General features: G+C 68.6%; 15 protein-coding genes. 8 read left to right on the forward strand and 7 right to left on the reverse strand.

Features of this window, described 5'->3' with window-relative positions; all coding sequences use genetic code 11:
* Nucleotides 1-36: 36 nt before the first annotated feature.
* The 5 genes from ACT2FV_RS31580 (at nucleotide 37) to bioB (ending at nucleotide 6,215) form a co-directional block, all read left to right on the forward strand.
* Nucleotides 37-1,290: a dienelactone hydrolase family protein gene (locus tag ACT2FV_RS31580; protein WP_151048823.1), complete on the forward strand. Its 1,254-nt coding sequence runs from the start codon at nucleotides 37-39 to the stop codon at nucleotides 1,288-1,290.
* 550 nt (nucleotides 1,291-1,840) lie between these two features.
* A complete protein-coding gene (bioA, locus tag ACT2FV_RS31585) occupies nucleotides 1,841-3,187 on the forward strand; it encodes an adenosylmethionine--8-amino-7-oxononanoate transaminase (protein WP_151048824.1) in 1,347 nt (448 codons plus the stop codon).
* Nucleotides 3,188-3,210: 23 nt separating this feature from the next.
* Nucleotides 3,211-4,443, forward strand: a complete 1,233-nt coding sequence (gene bioF / locus ACT2FV_RS31590; RefSeq protein ID WP_124626427.1) for an 8-amino-7-oxononanoate synthase — start codon at nucleotides 3,211-3,213, stop codon at nucleotides 4,441-4,443.
* Nucleotides 4,440-5,159: a dethiobiotin synthase gene (gene bioD, locus ACT2FV_RS31595; protein WP_444505382.1), complete on the forward strand. Its 720-nt coding sequence runs from the start codon at nucleotides 4,440-4,442 to the stop codon at nucleotides 5,157-5,159. Before bioF ends, bioD begins: the two co-directional genes overlap by 4 nt.
* Before the next feature lie 36 nt (nucleotides 5,160-5,195).
* The gene (gene bioB / locus ACT2FV_RS31600; RefSeq protein WP_124901982.1) at nucleotides 5,196-6,215 is read left to right on the forward strand and encodes a biotin synthase BioB; all 1,020 of its coding nucleotides are present in this window, start codon (nucleotides 5,196-5,198) and stop codon (nucleotides 6,213-6,215) included.
* Nucleotides 6,216-6,311: 96 nt separating this feature from the next.
* Here bioB and ACT2FV_RS31605 read toward each other — a convergent pair whose 3' ends face one another.
* Nucleotides 6,312-7,037 (reverse strand): copper homeostasis protein CutC, encoded by a 726-nt coding sequence (locus ACT2FV_RS31605; RefSeq protein WP_444505383.1) that lies wholly within the window; start codon nucleotides 7,035-7,037, stop codon nucleotides 6,312-6,314.
* A gap of 76 nt (nucleotides 7,038-7,113) precedes the next feature.
* Nucleotides 7,114-8,400, reverse strand: coding sequence for a sensor domain-containing phosphodiesterase (locus ACT2FV_RS31610; protein ID WP_444505384.1), 1,287 nt, complete (start codon nucleotides 8,398-8,400; stop codon nucleotides 7,114-7,116).
* A gap of 291 nt (nucleotides 8,401-8,691) precedes the next feature.
* Here ACT2FV_RS31610 and ACT2FV_RS31615 point away from each other — a divergent pair, with 291 nt between their 5' ends.
* Nucleotides 8,692-10,359, forward strand: coding sequence for a Na+/H+ antiporter (locus ACT2FV_RS31615; protein ID WP_124626435.1), 1,668 nt, complete (start codon nucleotides 8,692-8,694; stop codon nucleotides 10,357-10,359).
* Nucleotides 10,360-10,444: 85 nt separating this feature from the next.
* Here ACT2FV_RS31615 and ACT2FV_RS31620 read toward each other — a convergent pair whose 3' ends face one another.
* The gene (locus ACT2FV_RS31620; RefSeq protein ID WP_444505385.1) at nucleotides 10,445-14,017 is read right to left on the reverse strand and encodes an indolepyruvate ferredoxin oxidoreductase family protein; all 3,573 of its coding nucleotides are present in this window, start codon (nucleotides 14,015-14,017) and stop codon (nucleotides 10,445-10,447) included.
* A 2,003-nt stretch (nucleotides 14,018-16,020) separates the two neighbouring features.
* A complete protein-coding gene (locus ACT2FV_RS31625) occupies nucleotides 16,021-16,578 on the reverse strand; it encodes a sugar O-acetyltransferase (protein ID WP_151048829.1) in 558 nt (185 codons plus the stop codon).
* Nucleotides 16,579-16,988: 410 nt separating this feature from the next.
* On the opposite strand from ACT2FV_RS31625, the gene ACT2FV_RS31630 reads away from it, so the two are divergent.
* Nucleotides 16,989-17,603 (forward strand): glutathione S-transferase family protein, encoded by a 615-nt coding sequence (locus ACT2FV_RS31630; protein WP_059599998.1) that lies wholly within the window; start codon nucleotides 16,989-16,991, stop codon nucleotides 17,601-17,603.
* A gap of 74 nt (nucleotides 17,604-17,677) precedes the next feature.
* Here ACT2FV_RS31630 and ACT2FV_RS31635 read toward each other — a convergent pair whose 3' ends face one another.
* The 3 genes from ACT2FV_RS31635 to ACT2FV_RS31645 all read right to left on the reverse strand — a co-directional run bounded on the left by ACT2FV_RS31635 (nucleotide 17,678) and on the right by ACT2FV_RS31645 (nucleotide 20,279).
* On the reverse strand, nucleotides 17,678-18,646 hold the full coding sequence (locus tag ACT2FV_RS31635) for an ion channel (RefSeq protein WP_151048830.1): 969 nt from the start codon (nucleotides 18,644-18,646) through the stop codon (nucleotides 17,678-17,680).
* Nucleotides 18,647-18,803: 157 nt separating this feature from the next.
* Nucleotides 18,804-19,823: a sulfate ABC transporter substrate-binding protein gene (locus ACT2FV_RS31640; protein ID WP_444505386.1), complete on the reverse strand. Its 1,020-nt coding sequence runs from the start codon at nucleotides 19,821-19,823 to the stop codon at nucleotides 18,804-18,806.
* A 333-nt stretch (nucleotides 19,824-20,156) separates the two neighbouring features.
* Complete coding sequence (locus ACT2FV_RS31645) at nucleotides 20,157-20,279, reverse strand: hypothetical protein (RefSeq protein ID WP_260436514.1); 123 nt, start codon at nucleotides 20,277-20,279, stop codon at nucleotides 20,157-20,159.
* On the opposite strand from ACT2FV_RS31645, the gene dapA reads away from it, so the two are divergent.
* Nucleotides 20,278-21,171, forward strand: a complete 894-nt coding sequence (dapA, locus tag ACT2FV_RS31650) for a 4-hydroxy-tetrahydrodipicolinate synthase (protein ID WP_444505387.1) — start codon at nucleotides 20,278-20,280, stop codon at nucleotides 21,169-21,171. The two genes, ACT2FV_RS31645 and dapA, sit on opposite strands and share 2 nt — an antisense overlap.
* Nucleotides 21,172-21,197: the final 26 nt, after the last annotated feature.

Raw genomic sequence — 21,197 nt, forward strand, 5'->3', positions numbered from 1 at the left:
CCTCAGATTGGTCATGTTGCATGGCAGGGCTTACGAATGGCGTTCAGCAAGGTATTGGTGGGATGGATGGCGGCCTGTGCGCTGTCGGCCGCTCAGGCCGGTGCGCTGCCGAACGTCGGCGCGGCCACGGCAAGCGGCTCGCTCGCCCACGCCGAGCGCTTCGATTACGGCGATTCGGGCCTCCCGCAAGTCGCCGCGAACCTCAACGAACAAATCATCAGCATTCCGGCCGATGCCTCGGGTTCCGTGATGCTCGAGGCCACGCTGTTCAAGCCGAACGGCCCCGGCCCCTTCCCGCTCGTCGTCTTCAACCACGGCAAGAACACCGGTGACCTCCATCAGCAGCCGCGCAGCCGGCCGCTCGCGTTCGCGCGCGAATTCGTGCGCCGCGGCTATGCGGTGATCGCGCCGAACCGCCAGGGCTTCGCCGGGTCGGGCGGCTCGTACCAGCAGGAAGGCTGCAACGTCGGCAAGAACGGGCTCACGCAGGCCGCCGACGTCGACGCGACGGTCCGCTACATGTCGCGTCAGTCGTACATCGATGCGTCGCGCATCGTCGTCGCGGGCACGTCGCACGGCGGCCTCGTGTCGGTCGCGTACGGCACCGAAGCGGCGCCCGGCGTGCGCGGCATCATCAACTTCTCCGGCGGGCTGCGCCAGGATCTTTGCGACGGCTGGCAGCGCAATCTCGTCGATGCGTTCGACCAGTACGGCGCGCATACGGCCGTACGTTCGCTGTGGCTGTACGGCGACAACGATTCGGTGTGGACCCCCGCGCTCGTCGCTCAGATGCACGACGCGTACGTGTCGCACGGCACGCAGGCGCAGTTCATCGATTTCGGCCGCTACAAGGACGACGCGCACCGGCTGATCGTCGATCGCGACGGCGTGCCCGTGTGGTGGCCGGCCGTCAATGCGTTCCTCGCGGAACTGAACCTGCCGACCTCGGTGCGCTACGCGGTCGCCAACCCGCACGAACCGAAGGCGACCGGCTATGCGTCGATCGATGCGATCGACGCGGTGCCGTTCCTCGACGAGGCCGGCCGCGAAGGCTATCGCCGCTTCCTGAGCCAGCATCCGAGCCGTGCCTTCGCGGTGTCCGCCGAAGGCGCGTGGTCGTGGGCCGAAGGCGGCGACGATCCGATGGCGCTCGCGCTCGACAACTGCTCGAAGCAGGGTGCGGGCGCATGCCGGCTGTATGCGGTCAACGACCGCGTCGTGTGGAACGCGAACGCGACGCAGACGGCCGACGACGGCAACGCCAACTCGCGCGCACTCGCTTCGCGCTGACGCGCGAGCCGCGGCGCTCCGGGGCGGGCGCGGCCTGCGTCTGCCCTTCTCCCTTCTCCGTTTCGTGAACGCTCGCGCGGCCCGTGGCGGCGTTCGCACGCCCGTTCCCACGCCCGTTCACGCGGCCGCATGAGCCGCCGAAGAGCGCCCCGCCCGCCAAGCCCTCCGGGGTCGCTTTCCGGTCTTTCCTGAACCGCGGCCGCGCCTGAGTCCGCACGCCATTCGCCTACGACCGCGCACATCGCATCGCGCTTCCGCCCCTTTTTATTCGTGCCCCGATTTTTCGCCCATCGGCAACCGCCTGCGCCGCGATTTTTTTCTGTCGGGGGGTGTCACTCGAACGTCGTCATCTGCGGTCATTTCTGGGCATCTGGCGCGTACCGTCCCGAGCACCCCGTATCTGCGCCGAACTCCCGTCCAGCAAGGCTTTGCGGTGTTTGTAACCGGTAGTGCAACGTGCGGCGGAACACGCTAATCTCACCGCGTTTTCCGTCTGTCGCCGCGCGGCATCCCGTTCGATGCCCGCCGCCGTTTTACCCCCGGAGTTGCCTTGAGTACGCCAGCCACCGACGACTGGGTCGCGCGCAGCCTGCGCGCGGTCTGGCATCCCTGCACCCAGATGAAGCACCACGAGCGCATGCCGCTCATTCCCGTCGCGCGCGGCGCGGGCCTGTGGCTGTACGATCGCGACGGGCGCCGCTACTTCGACGCGATCAGCTCGTGGTGGGTGAACCTGTTCGGCCATGCGAACCCGGACATCAACGCGGCGCTGAAGGACCAGCTCGACACGCTCGAGCACGCGATGCTCGCCGGCTGCACGCACGAGCCGGCGATCGAGCTCGCCGAGCGGCTGCATGCGCTCACCGCGCGCACGCTCGGCCATGCGTTCTTCGCGTCGGACGGCGCGTCGGCGGTCGAGATCGCGCTGAAGATGAGCTTCCATGCGTGGCGCAACCGCGGCCGCGCGGACAAGCGCGAATTCGTGTGCGTTGCAAACAGCTATCACGGCGAGACCATCGGCGCGCTCGGCGTGACCGACGTCGCGCTGTTCAAGGATGCGTACGACCCGTTGATCCGCCACGCGCACGTGGTCGCGTCGCCCGACGCACGCGGCGCGCTGCCGGGCGAGACGGCCGCCGACGTCGCGGGGCGCGCGCTCGACGACGTGCGGCGCCTGTTCACCGAACGCGCCGACCGGATCGCCGCGTTGATCGTCGAGCCGCTCGTGCAATGCGCGGCCGGCATGGCGATGCACGATCCGTCGTACGTGCGCGGGCTGCGCGCGCTGTGCGACGAATTCGGCGTGCACCTGATCGCCGACGAGATCGCGGTCGGCTGCGGCCGCACCGGCACCTTCTTCGCATGCGAGCAGGCAGGCGTGTGGCCCGATTTCCTGTGCCTGTCGAAGGGCATCAGCGGCGGGTACCTGCCGCTGTCGCTCGTGCTCACGCGCGACGACGTGTTCGCGGCCTTCTACGACGACGACACGACGCGCGGCTTCCTGCATTCGCATTCGTACACCGGCAACCCGCTCGCGTGCCGCGCGGCGGTCGCGACGCTCGACCTGTTCGCGCGCGACGACGTGCTCGCGAGCAACGCGCGCAAGTCGGCCGCGATGCGCGCGGCGCTCGCTCCGCTCGACGCGCACCCGCAGGTGCGTCACCTGCGCGAGCGCGGCACGCTGTTCGCCTTCGACGTCGCGCTCGACGGCGACGCGGCACGCGGCTTCTCGCGGCGCTTCTTCGAACGCGCGCTGGAACGCGAGCTGCTGCTGCGCCCGATCGGCACGACCGTGTACCTGATGCCGCCGTACGTGATGAGCGACGACGACATCGCGTGGCTCGCGCAACGCACGCGCGACACGCTCGACGTGACGCTCGCGGAGGTGGCGCGATGAAGCAATCCTCACGGGAAACGACCATGCCCCTGCTCGACACGCTGCAGCGCGGCCTCGCCGAACTCGATGCGCAGGGCCTGCGACGCGTGCGCCGCACCGCCGACACCGCGTGCGACGCGCACATGCGCGTCGACGGCCGCGACATCGTCGGCTTCGCGAGCAACGATTACCTCGGCCTCGCCGCGCATCCCGCGCTCGTCGCCGCGTTCGCCGAAGGCGCGCAGCGCTACGGCTCCGGCAGCGGCGGCTCGCATCTGCTCGGCGGCCATTCGCGCGCGCACGCGACGCTCGAGGACGAACTCGCCGGCTTCGCGGGCGGCTTCTCCGATGCACCGCGCGCGCTGTACTTCAGCACCGGCTACATGGCGAACCTCGCCGCGATGACGGCGCTTGCGGGCAAGCACGCGACGATCTTCTCGGACGCGCTGAATCACGCATCGCTGATCGACGGGATCCGGCTGTCGCGCGCGACCGTGCAGGTCTACCCGCATGCGGACATGGCCGCGCTCGCCGCGCTGCTCGATGCGTCGGAGGCCGAAACGAAACTGATCGTCAGCGACACCGTGTTCAGCATGGACGGCGACATCGCGCCGCTCGCCGAACTCGTCGCGCTGGCCGAACGCCACGGCGCGTGGCTCGTCGTCGACGACGCGCACGGCTTCGGCGTGCTCGGCCCGCAGGGCCGCGGCGCGCTCGCGGCCGCCGCGCTACGCTCGCCGAACCTTGTGTACGTCGGCACGCTGGGCAAGGCCGCCGGCGTCGCGGGTGCATTCGTCATCGCGCACGAGACCGTGATCGAATGGATGATCCAGCGCGCGCGCAGCTACATCTTCACGACGGCCGCGCCGCCGGCCGTCGCGCATGCCGTCTCGGCAAGCCTGAAGGTCATCGCCGGCGACGAAGGCGATGCGCGACGCGCACACCTCGCAGCGCTGATCGAGCGCACGCGCGCGCTGCTGCGCATGACGCGGTGGCAGCCGGTCGACTCGCACACGGCCGTGCAGCCGCTCGTGATCGGCAGCAACGACGCGACGCTCGCGGCGATGCGCTCGCTCGACGCGCACGGCCTGTGGGTGCCCGCGATCCGGCCGCCGACGGTGCCCGCCGGCACGTCGCGGCTGCGCATCTCGCTGTCGGCCGCGCATTCGTTCGACGATCTCGCGCGGCTCGAAACCGCGCTGATCGAAGCCAGCGAAGGACCGGACCACCCCGACGCTCACGCGCGTTCGCTGCCCCCCGAGGAGGCTGCAGCATGACGGCCCCGCTTTCCCTCTTCGTCACCGGCACCGACACCGAGATCGGCAAGACCTTCGTGTCGGCCGCGATGCTGCACGGCTTCGCGCGGCACGGGCTGCGCGCGGCCGCGCTGAAGCCCGTCGCCGCCGGCGCGTACGAACGCGACGGCGTCTGGCGCAACGAGGACGCCGACCAGCTCGACGCGGCCGCGAACGTCGTGCTGCCGCCCGAGCTGCGCACGCCGTTCCTGCTGAAGGCGCCGGCCGCACCGCACATCGTCGCCGCGCAGGAAGGCGTGACGCTCGACATCGACACGATCGTCGCGAGCCACCGCGAAGCGCTGACGCGCGCGGACGTCGTCGTCGTCGAAGGCGTCGGCGGCTTCCGCGTGCCGCTGAACGACACGCAGGACACGGCCGATCTCGCGGTTGCGCTCGCCCTGCCCGTCGTGCTGGTCGTCGGCGTGCGGCTCGGCTGCATCAGCCACGCGCTGCTGACGGCCGACGCGATTCGCCAGCGCGGTCTCACGCTCGCCGGCTGGGTGGCGAACCACGTCGACCCGGCCATGTCGTACACCGACGAGAACATCGCGACGATCCGCGACTGGCTCGCGCGCGAGCATCGCGCGCCGCTCCTCGGCCGCATCGCGCACCTGCGCCCGGCCGCCCCCGAATCCGCGGCGGCGATGCTCGACATCGCCACGCTCATCGACACGCTGCGCCACGCGCGGCACTGATCTCCCGATCCCCGCATCCACGACAGGAAAACCACCATGACCCAAGCCCAGACCGCCGCCGTGCAACCCGACGCGATCCCCGTGGCCGCCCCGGCATCGCAGCGCTGGCGCGTCGCCGACGTCGTCGCGCTGTTCGAGCTGCCGTTCAACGACCTGATGTTCCGCGCGCAGCAGGTGCATCGCGAGCACTTCGACGCGAACGCGGTGCAACTGTCGACGCTGCTGTCGATCAAGACGGGCGGCTGCGAGGAGGATTGCGGCTACTGCTCCCAGTCGTCGCATCACGAAACGGGCCTGAAGGCCGAGAAGCTGATGGACGTCGACACGGTGCTCGACGCCGCGCGCGCGGCGAAGGCGAACGGCGCGAGCCGCTTCTGCATGGGCGCCGCATGGCGCAACCCCAAGGAGCGCCACATGCCGGCGCTGACCGAGATGGTGCGCGGCGTGAAGGAGCTGGGCCTCGAGACCTGCATGACGCTCGGCATGCTCGAGGACGAGCAGGCGCAGCAACTCGCCGACGCGGGCCTCGACTACTACAACCACAACCTCGACACGTCGCCGGAGTTCTACGGCCAGGTGATCTCGACGCGCACGTACCAGGACCGTCTCGACACGCTCGACCGCGTGCGCGATGCGGGCATCAACGTGTGCTGCGGCGGCATCATCGGGATGGGCGAATCGCGCCGCGAACGCGCGGGCCTGATTTCGCAGCTCGCGAATCTGAACCCGTATCCGGAGTCGGTGCCGATCAACAACCTCGTCGCGATCGAAGGCACGCCGCTCGAAGGCACCGCGCCGCTCGACCCGTTCGAATTCGTGCGCACGATCGCGGTTGCGCGCATCACGATGCCCAAGGCCGTGGTGCGCCTGTCGGCCGGCCGAGAGCAGCTCGACGACGCGATGCAGGCGATGTGCTTCCTCGCGGGCGCGAACTCGATGTTCTACGGCGACCAGTTGCTGACCACGAGCAATCCGCAGACGCAGCGCGACCGCGCGCTGTTCGAGCGCCTCGGCATCCGCGCAAGCCAGGCCGACGCGCTGGCGGAGAACGCGTAAGCGACTGCGGCGCGTCTGGCTTGCAGACGAAAAAGCCGGGGCAGGCCCCGGCTTTTTTTCACCCGATCGTCAGCGCACGGCTTTCAGCACCGCCCGTCACACATGCGCCGCCGCGCCGTCGAGCGCCGCGCGCACGCGCTCGACGCGCTGTTCGTCGACGGGCGCCAGCACCTCGCCGCGCGGCCGCACGCCCGAGCCGAAATGCACCGCGCGCACGCCGGTGGCGCGGATGAAATCACCCACGGCGTCGATCGTGAGCCCCGAGCCGGCCAGCACCGTGCAGGTCGAACCCGCCGCCTGCCGCACCAGCCGCGTGATCGTCGCGACCGCGTCCAGCACCGACGGATGGCCGCCCGAGGTCAGCACCGACGTGACGGCCGGCACGCGCAGCAGCGCGTCGAACGCGGCATTGAGGTCGCGCGACACGTCGAATGCACGATGAAACGTCAGGTCGCGTCCGTCCACGGCTGTCGCGACGCGCTCGAGCGCATCGAGATCGACGTCGCCGCGCGCATCGAGCGCGCCGAACACGACGCCGTTCGCACCGGCCGCGACAGCCGCGCGCACATCGCGCTCGATCACGCGCAGGTCGTCGGTGTCGTAGACGAACGATCGGCTGTGCGGCCGCACGATCACGTTCACCGGAATCGCCACGGCAGCCACGACGGCCTCGATCAGGCCGATGCTCGGCGTCAGCCCGCCTTCGCTGATGGCGGTCACGAGTTCGAGGCGGTCGGCGCCCGCGCGGGCGGCGGCCTTCGCGTCGCCGACGGTGGTGGCGATCACTTCGAGGAGGACGGAGGAAGCGGCGGTTCGGCTCATCGGCGGCTCGCGAATCGTCAGGACAATTCGCGCATCCTAGCCGAGCGGCGTGAACCGCGCCAGCGCGACGCCGTGGCTATGCGCCGTCCGCTTCCTCGTCGATCCAGTCGATATCGCCGCACAGCACGTGCTGCGCATCGCCGATGCGCACGGCCACCGACAGCGTCACGCATGGCTGCGCCTCGTTGATCGACAGGTACGGGCGCGTGACCTGCACGCGTCCGGGCTCGGCGATCGCCGTGCGGAAATACGGCCTGCGCAGCCAGTTCGCACCCTGCGCGTCGGACAGCGGCGAGAAACGCGCCTCGGCGAGCGCGCGGTCCGCGCGCAGCACGACGTTGCGGCCCGCCTGGCGGCCCCGCGCGTCGAGCAGGAAGCAGCGCGCGGCGGCGTCGAGGGCGAGGAAGTTCCAGCACACCTCGTCGAGCGGCGCGCCGGCCGCCACCCGCTCGGCCGCACGCTCGAACGCGCGCAGGTACGGCGCGAGCCGCTGCGTATCGCGCCGCTCGCGCGCTTCGGTTTGTTGCCGAAAGCGCTCGGTCAGCTCGCCGATGCAGCCGGTCGCCGTCGCGCTGTCGGGCAGCCCGGGCGCCGGGCGGCCGAAGTAATAGCCCTGCACGAAATCCGCCTCGCACGACAGCGCGATCTGCGCGTCGTGCTCGGTCTCGATCCCCTCGACGAGCACGAGCTTGCCGGCCTCGTGCAGCAGCGTGACGAGCCCGTGCAGGATCGCGGTGAGCCCCGTGCGGTGCGCCGCGTGCGACAGCATGATCCGGTCGAGTTTCACGATGTCGGGGTTCAACTGCCAGATCCGCTCGAGGTTCGAGTGGCCGGCGCCGAAATCGTCGAGCGCGATCAGGAAGCCCTGCGCGCGGAATTCGCGCACGGCTTCGGCGAGCCGCTCGATGTCCTCCGCGCGCTGTTCGAGCACTTCGAGCACGACGCGGCGCGGCGGCATGCCGACCCGCTTCAGGTTCGCGAGCAGCGCGGCCGCCTGGAACGGGTCGGTGAGCACGCCGGGATGCACGTTGAGGAACAGCCATTCGCGCTCGGCGCCGAGCAGCGCGAAGTTCTCGAGATGCAGCGCCTGCGCGAGCCGGTCGAGCTGCAGCAATTCGCCCTGGCGCGCGGCCTCGCCGAACACGTCGAGCGGCGACACCGCCCGGTCGAGCGCGTCATGGGCGCGCAATAGCGCCTCGTAGCCCACCGCACGCTGGTGCGACAGGCTGAAGATCGGCTGGAACACGGTCGTGAGCGTCAGGTCGCGATGCTGCGTCGCGAGGCGTTCGAGGCCGGAGCTCATCTCCCGCTCGAAACGATACGGCGAAGCGGTGGCCGGACGCTCCTGTTGCACGATCGTCATGGCGCCCTCCTGGTGTTGCAGCCGAACGCGGCGAGTGCTTGAAACGGCGCGCGCAATGTCATGGTGGAATCCTCGGTTGTCCGGCCGGTGCCGGACGGTACGCAAGCATCAAGCAAGCTCCGTGCAAGGCCTTGAACCACGCGCCACGCATACGTGCGGCGCCGCCGCACCAGCGTGGCGCAGGCCGGATGCACCGTTTGCGTGCACCCGCACCGGCGCGCTCGAGCGCACCCGTCATGCCGTCACGCTAAACTCCGTACGGTCGTTTCATTCTCCGCAATTGCCGTATCGATGGAAATCGTCTTCACAGTCCTGATCCTGCTGCTGACCGTCGCGCTGTCCGGCGCGGTCACGCGCATCCTGCCGCTGCAGTTGCCGCTGCCACTGATGCAGATCGCGTTCGGCGCGATGCTCGCGTGGCCGAAGCTGAACCTGCACGTCACGTTCGATCCCGAAATCTTCATGCTGCTGTTCATTCCGCCGCTGCTGTTCGCGGACGGCTGGCGGATTCCGAAACGCGAGCTGTACCTGCAGCGCCGCGCGATCCTGATGCTCGCATTCGGGCTCGTGTTCATGACGGTACTCGCAGTCGGGTACTTCGCGCACTGGCTGATACCCGAGTTGCCGCTGCCGATCGCGTTCGCGCTCGCGGCCGTGCTGTCGCCCACCGACGCGGTCGCGCTGTCAGGCATCGCCGGCAAGGGGCGGATTCCGCCGCAGCTGATGCACATCCTCGAAGGCGAGGCGCTGATGAACGACGCGTCGGGCCTGGTCGCGCTGAAGTTCGCGGTCGCGGCTGCGCTCACCGGCGTGTTCTCGCTGCGCGATGCGTCGATCTCGTTCGTGATCGTCGCCGCCGGCGGGCTCGCGACGGGCGCGGTCGTGTCGTGGGTGTTCAGCGCGCTGTCGACGCGCTTCCTGAACGCCGAGCAGGAAGGCGACCCGGCCCCCGGCATCGTGATGACGCTGCTCGTGCCGTTCGCCGCCTATCTGTTCGCCGAGCACCTCGAGCTGTCGGGCGTGCTCGCGGCCGTGTCGGCCGGGATGATGATGAACTACACGAGCTTCTCCCGCAAAAGCACGGTCGCGTCGCGCGTGCGGGCCGAAAGCACGTGGGCGATGATCGAGTTCGTGTTCAACGGCATGGTGTTCATCATGCTCGGGCTGCAGCTGCCGCACATCATCGGCCGCGCGCTCGTCGACGCGCATCACACGAGCGACGCGCTCGTCGGCCGGATGATCTTCAACGTATGCGCGATGATGCTCGCGCTGTACGCGATCCGCTTCCTGTGGGTCTGGCTGCTGCGCTGGATCGCGAGCCGCCGCGCCGCGCGCCACGGCCTCGCGGGCACGATGGCCGGCGTGCGCACGATCGCGGTGATGACGGTCGGCGGCGTGCGCGGCGCGGTCACGCTCGCGGGCGTGCTGTCGATCCCCGTCGCGCTCGCCGACGGCGCGCCGCTGCCCGGGCGCGACACCGCGATCTTCGTCGCGTCGGCCGTGATCCTCGGTTCGCTGGTCGTGGCGGTGATCGGCCTGCCGTTGCTGCTGCGCGGCGTGCGCTCGACGCGCAACCCGCTCGCCGACGAGGAGCGCACCGCGCGCGCGGCCGCCGCGCAGGCCGCGATTCGCGCGATCGACTCGTCGCACGACGCGATCTCGGCCGATCTCGACGAATCGGGCGCCGCGCGCTGCGCTGACATCTCCGCGCGCGTGATGGACCAGTATCGCCGCCGCCTCGCCGCGCTCGCCGAGGATGGCCCGACGCCGCGCGCGGAAGCCAAGCAGACCGAAACGATGGAACTGCAGATGCGGATCGCGGCGGTGCGCGCGGAACGTTCGGTGTTGTACCGGCTGCGCAGCGAAAGCAAGATTTCCGACGAAACGCTGACGAAGCTCATCCGCGAGATCGATCTGTCGGAAACGGCGCTGTCGACGCGCAAGAAAGGCATTCTCTGACGGGCTGGTCGATGCTCGTAAGCAATCGCCCATAAAAAACGGCGACGCCGAAGCGTCGCCGTTTCCCCATCCGCCCGTGTTCGCGTTACTTCGCGACGACGACCGGAATTCCCTTCAACATGCCGGCGCCCTTCATCTCGTCGAGCGCGTGCTGCACGGCCGCGCTCGTCGCCGCGTCGATGCCGAGCTGCAGCGCGAGCTCGCGCTCCGCGCGCTTCACGCCGGCCAGGTTGCGCACCTTCACGTGACCGAAGCCGCGCACGCGGGCGTGCAGGTCGGCCAGTTGCGCGACCTGCGCCGCATTGCCGGCCGTCATCGCGGCGAGCGCACGGGCGATCGTCATCTCGTAGTCGTCCGCGAGCGCGCGCTCCATCCTGCGCTCGACGGTGCGGCCGAACGGATCGAGCCACGTGCCGCGCAGGCTGCGCACACGCGCCAGCATGCCGAACACCGGCCACATCCACTGGCCGAACACGCGCTTCTTCGGCACGCTGCCGTCGCGGCCGGCCTTCGCGACCGTCGGCGGCGCCAGGTTGAACTTCACGCGATATGCCTGCCCCGGCACGCCTTCGAACTGCGCCTCGAGCGCCGTGCGGAACGCGTCGTCCGTGAAAAGCCGCGCGACCTCGTATTCGTCCTTCACCGCGAGCAGCCGGTAGAACGTCGTGGCGACCGCGCGTGTCAGCGCGTCGTCGCCCTTCGCGGCCGCCGCGTTCACGAGCGCACGGTAACGCTCGACGTAACGCGCGCCGCCATATGCCTCGAGACGCGCTTCGCGATCGGCGATCAGTTCGGCAAGCGTTTCCGGCGCGGCGTGCGCGGCCACCGCGTGACGCGCGTTCCACAACGCATCGAGGCCCGCCGCATCGCCGGCCGCCATTCGGCCGATCGCGAACGCGAGCTTGTTCATCGGCACCGCGACGTTGTTCAGCTCGATCGCGCGCATCATCGCGGCGAGCGACACCGGCACGAGGCCGAGCTGCCATGCGTAGCCGAGCATCAGGATGTTCGCGCCGATCGAATCGCCGAGGAATTTCGCGGCGAGCGCCTGAGCGTCGCAGCTCGACAGGTAGCCTTCACCGGCCGCATGGTGCATTTTTTCGAGCAGCGCATCCGCGTGCAGGTTCGCGTCGGGGTTCTGCACGAACGACGCGTTCGGAATCCTGTGCGTGTTGACGACGATCCGCGTGCGCTCATGGCGCACCGTCTGCAGCGCCTCGGCGCTCGCGCCGACGACCATGTCGCACGCGAGCAGCACGTCGGCCTGCTGCGTGTCGATGCGCACCTGGTTGAGCCACCGGTCGCTCGACGCGATCCGCACGAACGACAGCACCGAACCGCCCTTCTGCGCGAAGCCCATGAAGTCGAGCACCGACGCGCTCTTGCCTTCGAGGTGCGCGGCCATGCTGATAAGCGCGCCGACCGTCACGACGCCGGTGCCGCCTACGCCCGTGACGAGCATGTCGTACGGCGCCGCGTCGAGATGCGTCGCGGGCACCGGCAGCGCGTCGACGCGCACGGCGAGCGCCGCCTCGTCGAACGCCGCGCCCGCGGCCTTCTTCAACGCCGCGCCTTCGACCGTCACGAAGCTCGGGCAGAAACCGTTCACGCACGAGTAGTCCTTGTTGCACGACGACTGATCGATGCGGCGCTTGCGGCCGAGCGGCGTCTCGAGCGGCTCGACCGACAGGCAGTTCGACTGCACGCCGCAGTCGCCGCAGCCTTCGCATACTGCGTCGTTGATGAACAGGCGCTTGTCCGGGTCGGGGAACTCGCCCTTCTTGCGGCGGCGGCGCTTCTCGGCCGCGCAAGTCTGGTCGTAGATCAGCACGGTGACGCCCGGCGTCTCGCGCAGCTCGCGCTGCACCGCGTCGAGTTCGCTGCGGTGATGGAACGTCGTGCCCTTCGGGAACAAGCCGTGATGGCCGTCGTACTTCTCCGGTTCGTCGGACACCACGACGAAGCGCGACACGCCTTCCGCCTCGACCTGCCGTGCGATCTGCGGCACCGAGATGCTGCCGTCGACCGGCTGGCCGCCCGTCATCGCGACCGCATCGTTGTAGAGGATCTTGTACGTGATGTTCGCTTTCGCGGCGACGGCCTGGCGGATCGCGAGGATGCCCGAGTGGAAGTAGGTGCCGTCGCCGAGGTTCTGGAACACGTGCTTCGTGTTGGTGAACATCGCGTGCGCGGCCCAGTCGACGCCCTCGCCGCCCATCTGGATGAGGCCCGTCGTGTCGCGCTCCATCCACGACGCCATGAAGTGGCAGCCGATGCCGGCCTGCGCGATCGATCCTTCGGGCACCTTCGTCGACGTGTTGTGCGGGCAGCCGGAGCAGAAGTACGGCGTGCGCTTCACCGCGTCCGCCTCGTTCGACAGGATCTGCGGCGCGACGAGATCGACGACGCGCTCGCGGCGATCGAGCGCCGGCTTGTGGCGCGCGAGCCAGGTGGCGAACACCGGCAGAATGCGCGACGGGCGCAGCTCGCCGAGCTCGGACAGCAGGCACGCGCCTTCGGCATCGTGCTTGCCGAGCACGCGCGGGCGCGCACCGTCCGCGCGGTTGTACAGGTAGTCCTTGATCTGCTGCTCGATCACCGGGCCCTTCTCTTCGATGACGAGCACTTCCGACAGGCCGTCGACGAAGGTTTCGATCCGCGTCATCTCGAGCGGATACGACAGGCCGACCTTGTAGATCCGCACGCCGGCCGCTTCCAGGTCGGCGACGGTGAGGTCGAGCCGGCGCAGCGCTTCCATCAGGTCGAGGTGCGCCTTGCCGCACGTGACGATGCCGACGTTCGCGTGCGTGCTCGGCGCGATCCACTTGTCGATGCTGTTGGTGCGCGCGAAATGGCGCACCGCGTCGAGCTTCGCCGCGAGGCGCGCCTCGATCGTGAGGCTCGGCAGGTCGGGCCAGCGGTTGTGCAGACCGCCCGACGGCGGCGTAAAGCCCGCTGGCGCCGGCCATTGCGTCTGCAGCGCGTCGAGATCGACGGTCGAGCCCGACTCGACGGTCTCCGAGATCGCCTTGAAGCCGACCCACGCGCCCGAGAAGCGCGACAGCGCCCAGCCGTACAGCCCGAACTCGAGCATGTCCGCGATGTTCGACGGGTTCACGACCGGCATGTGCCACGCGATCATCGCGAAGTCGCTCTGGTGCGGCATCGACGACGACACGCAGCCATGGTCATCGCCCGCCACCACCAGCACGCCGCCGTGGGGCGACGAGCCATATGCGTTGCCGTGCTTCAGCGCGTCGCCGGCGCGGTCGACGCCGGGGCCCTTGCCGTACCACATCGCATACACGCCATCGACGGTGCGCTCCGGGTCGGCCTCGACGCGCTGCGTGCCGAGCACCGCGGTGCCGCCGAGTTCCTCGTTGATCGCGGGCAGGAAGCGCACGCCGCCGCCGTCGAGCAGCTTCTTCGCCTTCCATAGCTGCTGGTCGACCATCCCGAGCGGCGAGCCGCGGTAGCCGCTGACGAAGCCGGCCGTGTTCAGGCCCTGCGCGGTATCGGACGCGCGCTGCATCAGCAGCAGGCGTACCAGCGCCTGCGTGCCGGTCAGGAAGATCCGGCCGCGCGTGGCGGTCAGGTTGTCGGTCAGGCGGTAGTCGGATAGCGCGGGCGTGCCGTCAACGGGCAGTCGGGCGGTCATGGGGGATGTCTCCTGATTGTGTGTTCTGGGCTGTGCATCGGGGGCGTCGGGCGACGCCGGCCGGGGCCAACTGGATGGCTCTATTTTTTCGCGGGAGGACGAGAAAGTTTTTTCTCATCTTGCTCGAACGGCGCCGGAGTGAGAAAAACTGCGCAGGATTTGGCCGGGAATTGAGAGAGTTTTCGCGCGGGGCGGCGGACGGCTTCTGGAGGCATCTCGGCGTGGGCGAAGCGGTTGCCTCGAAAACGCGGGGATAGGCGGGAAGCCGCCCGCGGGCGCGGCGGTGGGCGCTCGCGGGCCGTGCGGCAAGGGTTCACGCGGCAGAACAGGCGCGTCCTCACCCATCGGATGCACAGCGTTCCGATTGGTCGCGGATGCGGGATGTCCACAATGCCGGGGATTGCGGGCGAAACGGGCGGGCGCGCTCACCGGTCGATTGCACAGGGTTTCGAGTCGCGTCGGAGGCCGGATGTCCACACCTCGATCGCCCCGCGGTTCGAGCGGATGCCGGCGCTCACCGTTGAAATCCACAGCAAGGCGAGTCGATGTTGGCGGGAGATATCCACACCGCCCGATGCCTGTCCGGCCGCGGCGACGCTCGCTCTCACCTGTCGGATGCACAGATTTGCGACTCGGTTCGGCGGTGCGATATCCACACCGCTGTCCGCCCGTGCGTTGCTCCGGAGCGCGGTCCGCTCGTCGCGGCAATGCAAGCGCGGGTCCTGCGAGCGCGTGTCGGGTGCCGCGGCCGGCTTCGGCGCGGATGGGGGCGTCCGTGCGCGAGCCCTGACGAGGCTTTGGGGTTCATCGATACATGCCGTCGCGCGGCCGAACGAGGCGCAGGTCCGCGTGTGGACATCACCACCACCAGACACTAAAAACCCTGTGAATTTCGATGGTGAGCACCGGCACGCGATCGAACGAGGATGTCGATTCAGGTGTGGACAACCCAACCCGCGACGACTCGAAACGCTGTGAAATTCGACGGTGAGCGGCAATCGTCGATCAAACGAGAGCGCCGATTCCGGTGTGAACAGCGCGATCCACGACGACTCGAAACGCTGTGAATTCCGACGGTGAGCGGTGGCACGGCGATCGAACGAGGACGCCACCCCCGGGTGCGGACAGCCCGACCCACGACCACTCCAAACGCTGTGAAATTCAACGGTGAGCGTCGGCACGCTATCGCACGCAGTCGCCGCACGCAGTCGCCGATTCAGGCATGAACAGCAGCGCCCGCAACCCCGCCGAGGCCGCTAGATCCGGCCTCACACCGACGCGGCCGAACAGCACGCGCCCGCCCTCACCGCTGAAATACACAGCACGTCGACTGGTTCCGGCGACCGGATATCCACATCGCGGCACACACTCGAATGAAACGCGCGATCGCGAGTGCGGTTAGAATGCGCGACCCTCGAAGCCGCAGTCGACGATCAGAAACCGGCGCACGAGCCGACGCCCGGTCCGACCGGTCGCCGACGCTCACCATTGAAATACACAGCGATTCGAGTGAAGCCTGCGGCAGGATATCCACACCATGATGCGGGTGCGGACCTGTCGACGATCCGCGCACGCCGTTAGAATGCGCGGCGTTCCGGATTGTGCGCGACGCCCTGAAAGTCCGCACCAGGCAAGTCTCACGTGCAATCGGGCGACGGCGCTCACCGTTCCAGCGCACAGCTTTTTTCGTCGTCGGGAACCCGGTTGTCCACACCCCGCCTCGCGCATCGGGCCGCACGAGGTCGCACTCACCGGTGAAATGCACAGCGTGCCGAGTGGTTCCGGGGCCCGGATATCCACAACCGCCCCGGCGCGAAGATTTGCCGTCGGCGCATCGGCAACGTCGGTTCACGGCCCTGCCGGCGATCGGCGTCAAATGCCGGAAAGCCCCGCAAATTCGGCCTCCGGCGGCACGCTCACCGCTCGAATCCACAGCATTTCGAGTGAACCGCGCGGCCGGTTGTCCACATTCGCTCCGCAGCCGGCGGCGCCCGCAAGCGCCCTCACTCGGCAATCGAACGGATGATCCGCGCCGGGTTTCCGCCGACCAGCGTATTCGGTGGAACGTCGCGCGTCACGACGGAACCCGCGCCGACAACCGAGTTCTCGCCAACCGACACGCCGCCGATGATCGTCGCGCCCGCGCCGATCCACACATTGCGCCCGATCGCGATCGGCCGGGCGACGACTGCGTCGCGTCGGCGGGATGGCTCGAGCGGATGGCCCGACGTGATGAGGCTGACGTTCGGGCCGATCATCACGTCGTCGCCGATATCGAGGCCGCCGAGGTCGTAGAATGTGCAGTTCTGGTTGACGAATACATTGCGGCCGATCCGCGTATCGGCGCCGCCCGTTGCGTAGAACGGCGGGATCAGCAGGAAGCCGTCGTCCATCGGCTTGCCGATCAGTTCCCCGAACAATGCCCGGACTTCGTCCGCATCGTCGAACGTCAGACGGTTGAGCCGCGTCGTGATCGCCATCGTCCGCTGGAGCTCCGTGCGCATCGCAGCCGATTGCGGCGTGCGCCGGGGAATGATCGTGGTGCGATCGTCGTTCGCCATTCGTTGATGTGCTCCGTATGCGATCGAACCGGCACGCTGCGCATCACGCAGCGCCTGACTCGCCGAATGCGATCGCCTGGCCTTGAATTCAATCTACTCGTTCGACCCGCTGGGTGGCCGACTTTCGTGTTTCGCGTCCCGTCGACGACCATCGTCCGGGCTCGCGCGACCAGCCGCCGACTCTGCCGTCGGACCCGCGTGGTCGCGGCCGCGTCGGTCGGGCATTCATCCGTCAATTCACGACTAGTTCATTAATAACTAGTTATTTCATGAACTTCGGCAGCACCTGGCTTTGCGCGGAACTCGCTACCAGATTCCAGCTTCCACCTTCCGCCCCTGTCCGAACCTCTCCCGCTCGGGTACGCTTGAGCATCCACCGAACGACACGCACACCGATACGCGGAGGCGCGATGAAGCTCTACTACTGGCCGAAGACCCGGGCATTCCGGGCGCTGTGGATGCTGGAGGAAATCGGCGCCGTCTACGAGCTCGTGCCGATCGACCTGCGTTCGCACGAACAGGGCAGCGACGCGTTCGTCCAGGTCAATCCGATGGCCAAGCTGCCCGCGCTCGACGACGGCAGCGAACCGTTCGCCGAATCCGGTGCCGTGCTGCTCTATCTCGCCGATCGCTGCCCGGGCGCCGGGCTCGGCATCGCGCCGGACGATCCGCTGCGTGGCCGCTTCCTGCAGTGGATGTTCTTCACGTCCACCTGCCTCGAACCCGCGATGGCCGAGAAATTCACCGGCGCGTCGGGCAATCCGGTCGCCTTCGGCTGGGGCAACATCACGCGCGTGCAGCGTGCACTCGCGCAAACGCTCGCTCACAATCGCTGGCTCGTCGGCGATCATTTCACTGCGGCCGACCTGTTGCTCGCCAGCACGCTGAAGACCGCGTTCGACGCGCACCTGCTGCCGCACGAAGGCGTGCTCGGCGACTATGTCGCGCGCGCCGAGGATCGCGACGGCCATCGCCGCGCGGTCGTGGTCGAACAGCGGGAAGCGGCGCGTCTGCTGCATGCGTGACGCATGAACGGCACGGCATTCGGTCGCGACAGCCGCGACCGAATGCCGGCGACCGTTAGCGCCGGTCGCCGACGTCATGCAGCCGACCCGGGCGCCTGCGTCGCCGCGTCGGCCCCGACCACCACGCCCGGCGAGCCACGCTCGTCGGTATCGGCATCGACCGGCACGACTTCGTGAAAATGCGTGTAATCGATGTGCGTGATGCCGCCTTCGTCGTGCATCAGGTCGACATAGCGATGACGCCAGCGGATCTCCGCATGCGCCCATGAGTAGCGCGCCTGCATGACTTGCGCGGTCGTCTCGTCGGAACCTTCGATCGTGATCAACAGCGACGCATCGCGCGCGGCGAGCGACTCGGCGGTCTCGCCGAACAGCGGGCTCGTTTCGTCGATCACGTGCATCAGGTTCCAGCCGAGCAGGAAGATCGGATGCTCGCTGCGCACGAGCGGCAGGTCGTGGATCTTGCGCAGCGTATAACCCTCGTGCGTGCCTTCGACGCGCATCAGCCGCAGTTTCGCCTGCGCTTCGGCGATCACGTTCTGGCGCGCATTCGCGGCACGCACCATCAGCGTCATCTTGCCGTTCAGCGGGCGCACGATCGCGTAACGCGCGAACAGGATCTTCGCCTGCGGCCGCGAGAACCGCGCGAACACGAGGCCGGTCGCCAGCGCGATGCCCGACATCCCGATGAAGATTTCGAAGGTTGAGACAAGATGCGCATAGACGGTCTGCGGATGCATGTCGCCGTAGCCGACCGTGGCGAGCGTCTCGACGCTGAAGAAGAATGCGCCGACGAACCCGGCCGGCGACTGGTTCGCGATCGGCGCGTCGCCGAGCAGGTAAAGCGTCGCGAAGCCGCCGTTGAGCAGCAGGAACAGCACCGCGAGCGACAGGAAGAATACGGGCCAGCTCACCGTCAGCGCACGGTGATAGAGGTCGCGCCAGCCGAGCGGCGGCATCCCGTAAGCAATCACGGGGCGAGTGCCCGACCAGAGCTTGCGGCCACGGCCGCGGGAAGCTGGAGAGGACGGATCGACGTTCATCGCGCGAGGCCTGAAGCAGGGAGGCGATGAGCGTAGCACGCGAAGGCGGTGGCCGGGAATGCGGAGCGGGCGTGACGCGTGACGCGCAAAAAAAACGGCCGCATGAGCGGCCGGTTTCGCGGTCAGCTTGACCGCACGCGCGCGGCGTGCGGCGTGCTTACTTGCGGTCGACGATCACGCGGTCGAACGTGCCGCCGTCGGCGAAGTGGGTCTTCTGCGCGTTCGCCCAGCTGCCGAAAACCTGCTCGACGCTGAACGTCTTCAGCGGCTTGAACTCGGCCGCATGCTTCTTCAGCACGGCCGCGTCGCGCGGGCGCAGATGGTGCCGCGCGATGATCTCCTGCGCCTGCGGCGTGTACAGGTAGTCGAGATACGCCTGCGCGACCTTGCGCGTGCCCTTCTTGTCGACGACCTTGTCGACGACGGCGACGGGCGGCTCCGCGAGGATGCTCGCCGACGGGTACACGGCGTCGAATTCCGCCCCCGACGCGCCCGTGTCCATCAGCGCGACCTCGTTCTCGAACGTGACGAGCACGTCGCCGATGCCGCGCTGCGTGAAGGTCGTCGTCGCGCCGCGGCCGCCCGAGTCCAGCACCGGCACGTTGCGGAACACCGCCTTCTCGAAGTCGAGCGCCTGCTGATCGGTCGCGCCCTTCTGCTTCTGATAGCCCCACGCGGCGAGGTACGCGTAGCGGCCGTTGCCCGACGTCTTCGGGTTCGCGATGATCACCTGCACGCCCGGCTTCGCGAGATCGCTCCAGTCCTTGATCGCCTTCGGATTGCCCTTGCGCACGAGGAACACCATCGTCGTCGAGTACGGCGAGCTGTTGTCCGGGAAGCGCGTGCGCCAGTCCTTCGGCAGCAGCTGGCCGCGCTCGGCGAGCAGGTCGATGTCGTTCGGCTGGTTCATCGTCACGACGTCGGCCTGCAGCCCCTGCAGCACCGACAGCGCCTGCGCGCTCGACGCGCCGTGCGACTGCTTGATCGTCACGGTTTCGCCTGTCTGCTGCTTGTACGCGGCCGCGAAGCTCGTGTTGATGTCCTTGTACAGCTCGCGCGTCACGTCGTACGACACGTTCAGGATCGACGTGTCCGCGTGCGCGGCCGTTGCCGCCACGACCAGCGCCGCCGCGGCGCCCGTGTGCAGCCAGCGGCCGATCCCGTTGATGCTTGCCATCGTGATATGCCCCGTTTCCAGTGATGGTGAATGTGCGTGACGGCACGCGTACGCGCTGTCATCCAAACGTAAGCGGGCATTCTAGCGGCCGGACGCCGCGCGCTTTCCAATCTGTCGTGCAAAGCAAATCTCGAATCCTGCTAAACGGGGCGCGCATCGCTCGCGTACGCGCCGGATCCGATGTTAAGATCGCCGCTCAGCCCTTTTCACGGTTCATCCATGTCCGCTGCCCTGCGCTCGCCCTCGATCCTTGCCGCCATCGCGGCAGGTGCGCGCGCGGCCGGGCTGAAACTGAAAAAACGACTCCTCGACTGACGGGGACGTCGCGTCCCGTCAGGCGAATGCCGGACGGGATGCGCGCAGGTCGTTTTCATCTTCTTGCTTGCACGCCTCGCTCCGGCGCACCGCCGGCGGAACGGTTCCTTTCCACTCCGTTTCCACCATGAGGTTTTTCATGCAAGCACGTTTCGAAGGTATCTGGCTGCCGCTCATCACGCCGTTCCACGACGGCGACGTCGACCACGGCGCGCTCGCGCGGCTCGCGCGTCACTATGCGACGGCGGGCATCGCGGGTTTCGTCGCGTGCGCGACGACCGGTGAAGGCGTGCTGCTCGACGCGCGCGAACAGGACGCCGTGTTCGCGACGCTGCGCGATGCCGTACCCGGCCTGCCGATCGTCGTCGGGCTCACCGCGAGCGCGACGCACTTCGCGGCCGCCCGCGCACGCGAACTCGCCGCGCTGCGCCCCGACGGGCTACTCGTCACGCCGCCCGTCTACGTTCGGCCGACGCAGGACGGAATCCGCCGCCACGTCGAAGCGATCGTCGATGCGGCCGACCTGCCGGTGCTCGTCTACAACATCCCGTACCGCACCGGCGTGAACGTCGAACTGGAAACGCTGCAGGCGCTCGCGCGCGATCCGCGCGTCGCGGGCATCAAGGAGTGCGGCGGGACGCTCGACCGGATGAGCCGGCTCGTGCACGACACGCCGCTCGCGATCCTCTCCGGCGACGACAACCAGAACTTCGCCGCGCTGTGTGCCGGTGCGCACGGCGCGATCGCCAGCAGCGCGCATGTGCTGCCCGAATGGCACGTGCGCATTCATGCGCTGCTGCGCGACGGCCGGCTCGCCGACGCGCGGCGGCTGTCGGTCGCGCTGCAGCCGCTCGTCGCGGCACTGTTCGCGGAGCCGAATCCGGCACCGGTGAAGGCGGTGCTGGCCGCGCAAGGGTGGTGCGAAGACGGGTTGAGGTTGCCGTTCGTGCCGGCGAGCGAGGGGTTGCGGGAGCGGCTGGCAGCGACGCTTGCGGCACTCGACGAGATCGAGCCGGACATGGCCGTTGCATAGGCAACGGCTCGCTGCTCGACTCGGCT

The organism is Burkholderia sp. PR2, assembly GCF_052372875.1.
Lineage (GTDB): Bacteria > Pseudomonadota > Gammaproteobacteria > Burkholderiales > Burkholderiaceae > Burkholderia > Burkholderia diffusa.

Coding starts and splice junctions, on each gene's coding strand:
- ACT2FV_RS31625 (WP_151048829.1), bottom strand. CDS start 16,578: ATGGCGAACGACGATCGCACCACGATCATTCCCCGGCGCACGCCGCAA.
- ACT2FV_RS31645 (WP_260436514.1), bottom strand. CDS start 20,279: ATGAAAAACCTCATGGTGGAAACGGAGTGGAAAGGAACCGTTCCGCCG.
- ACT2FV_RS31620 (WP_444505385.1), bottom strand. CDS start 14,017: ATGACCGCCCGACTGCCCGTTGACGGCACGCCCGCGCTATCCGACTAC.
- ACT2FV_RS31605 (WP_444505383.1), bottom strand. CDS start 7,037: ATGAGCCGAACCGCCGCTTCCTCCGTCCTCCTCGAAGTGATCGCCACC.
- bioB (WP_124901982.1), top strand. CDS start 5,196: ATGACCCAAGCCCAGACCGCCGCCGTGCAACCCGACGCGATCCCCGTG.
- bioF (WP_124626427.1), top strand. CDS start 3,211: ATGCCCCTGCTCGACACGCTGCAGCGCGGCCTCGCCGAACTCGATGCG.
- bioD (WP_444505382.1), top strand. CDS start 4,440: ATGACGGCCCCGCTTTCCCTCTTCGTCACCGGCACCGACACCGAGATC.
- ACT2FV_RS31635 (WP_151048830.1), bottom strand. CDS start 18,646: ATGAACGTCGATCCGTCCTCTCCAGCTTCCCGCGGCCGTGGCCGCAAG.
- ACT2FV_RS31630 (WP_059599998.1), top strand. CDS start 16,989: ATGAAGCTCTACTACTGGCCGAAGACCCGGGCATTCCGGGCGCTGTGG.
- ACT2FV_RS31580 (WP_151048823.1), top strand. CDS start 37: ATGGCGTTCAGCAAGGTATTGGTGGGATGGATGGCGGCCTGTGCGCTG.
- ACT2FV_RS31610 (WP_444505384.1), bottom strand. CDS start 8,400: ATGACGATCGTGCAACAGGAGCGTCCGGCCACCGCTTCGCCGTATCGT.
- ACT2FV_RS31615 (WP_124626435.1), top strand. CDS start 8,692: ATGGAAATCGTCTTCACAGTCCTGATCCTGCTGCTGACCGTCGCGCTG.
- ACT2FV_RS31640 (WP_444505386.1), bottom strand. CDS start 19,823: ATGGCAAGCATCAACGGGATCGGCCGCTGGCTGCACACGGGCGCCGCG.
- dapA (WP_444505387.1), top strand. CDS start 20,278: ATGCAAGCACGTTTCGAAGGTATCTGGCTGCCGCTCATCACGCCGTTC.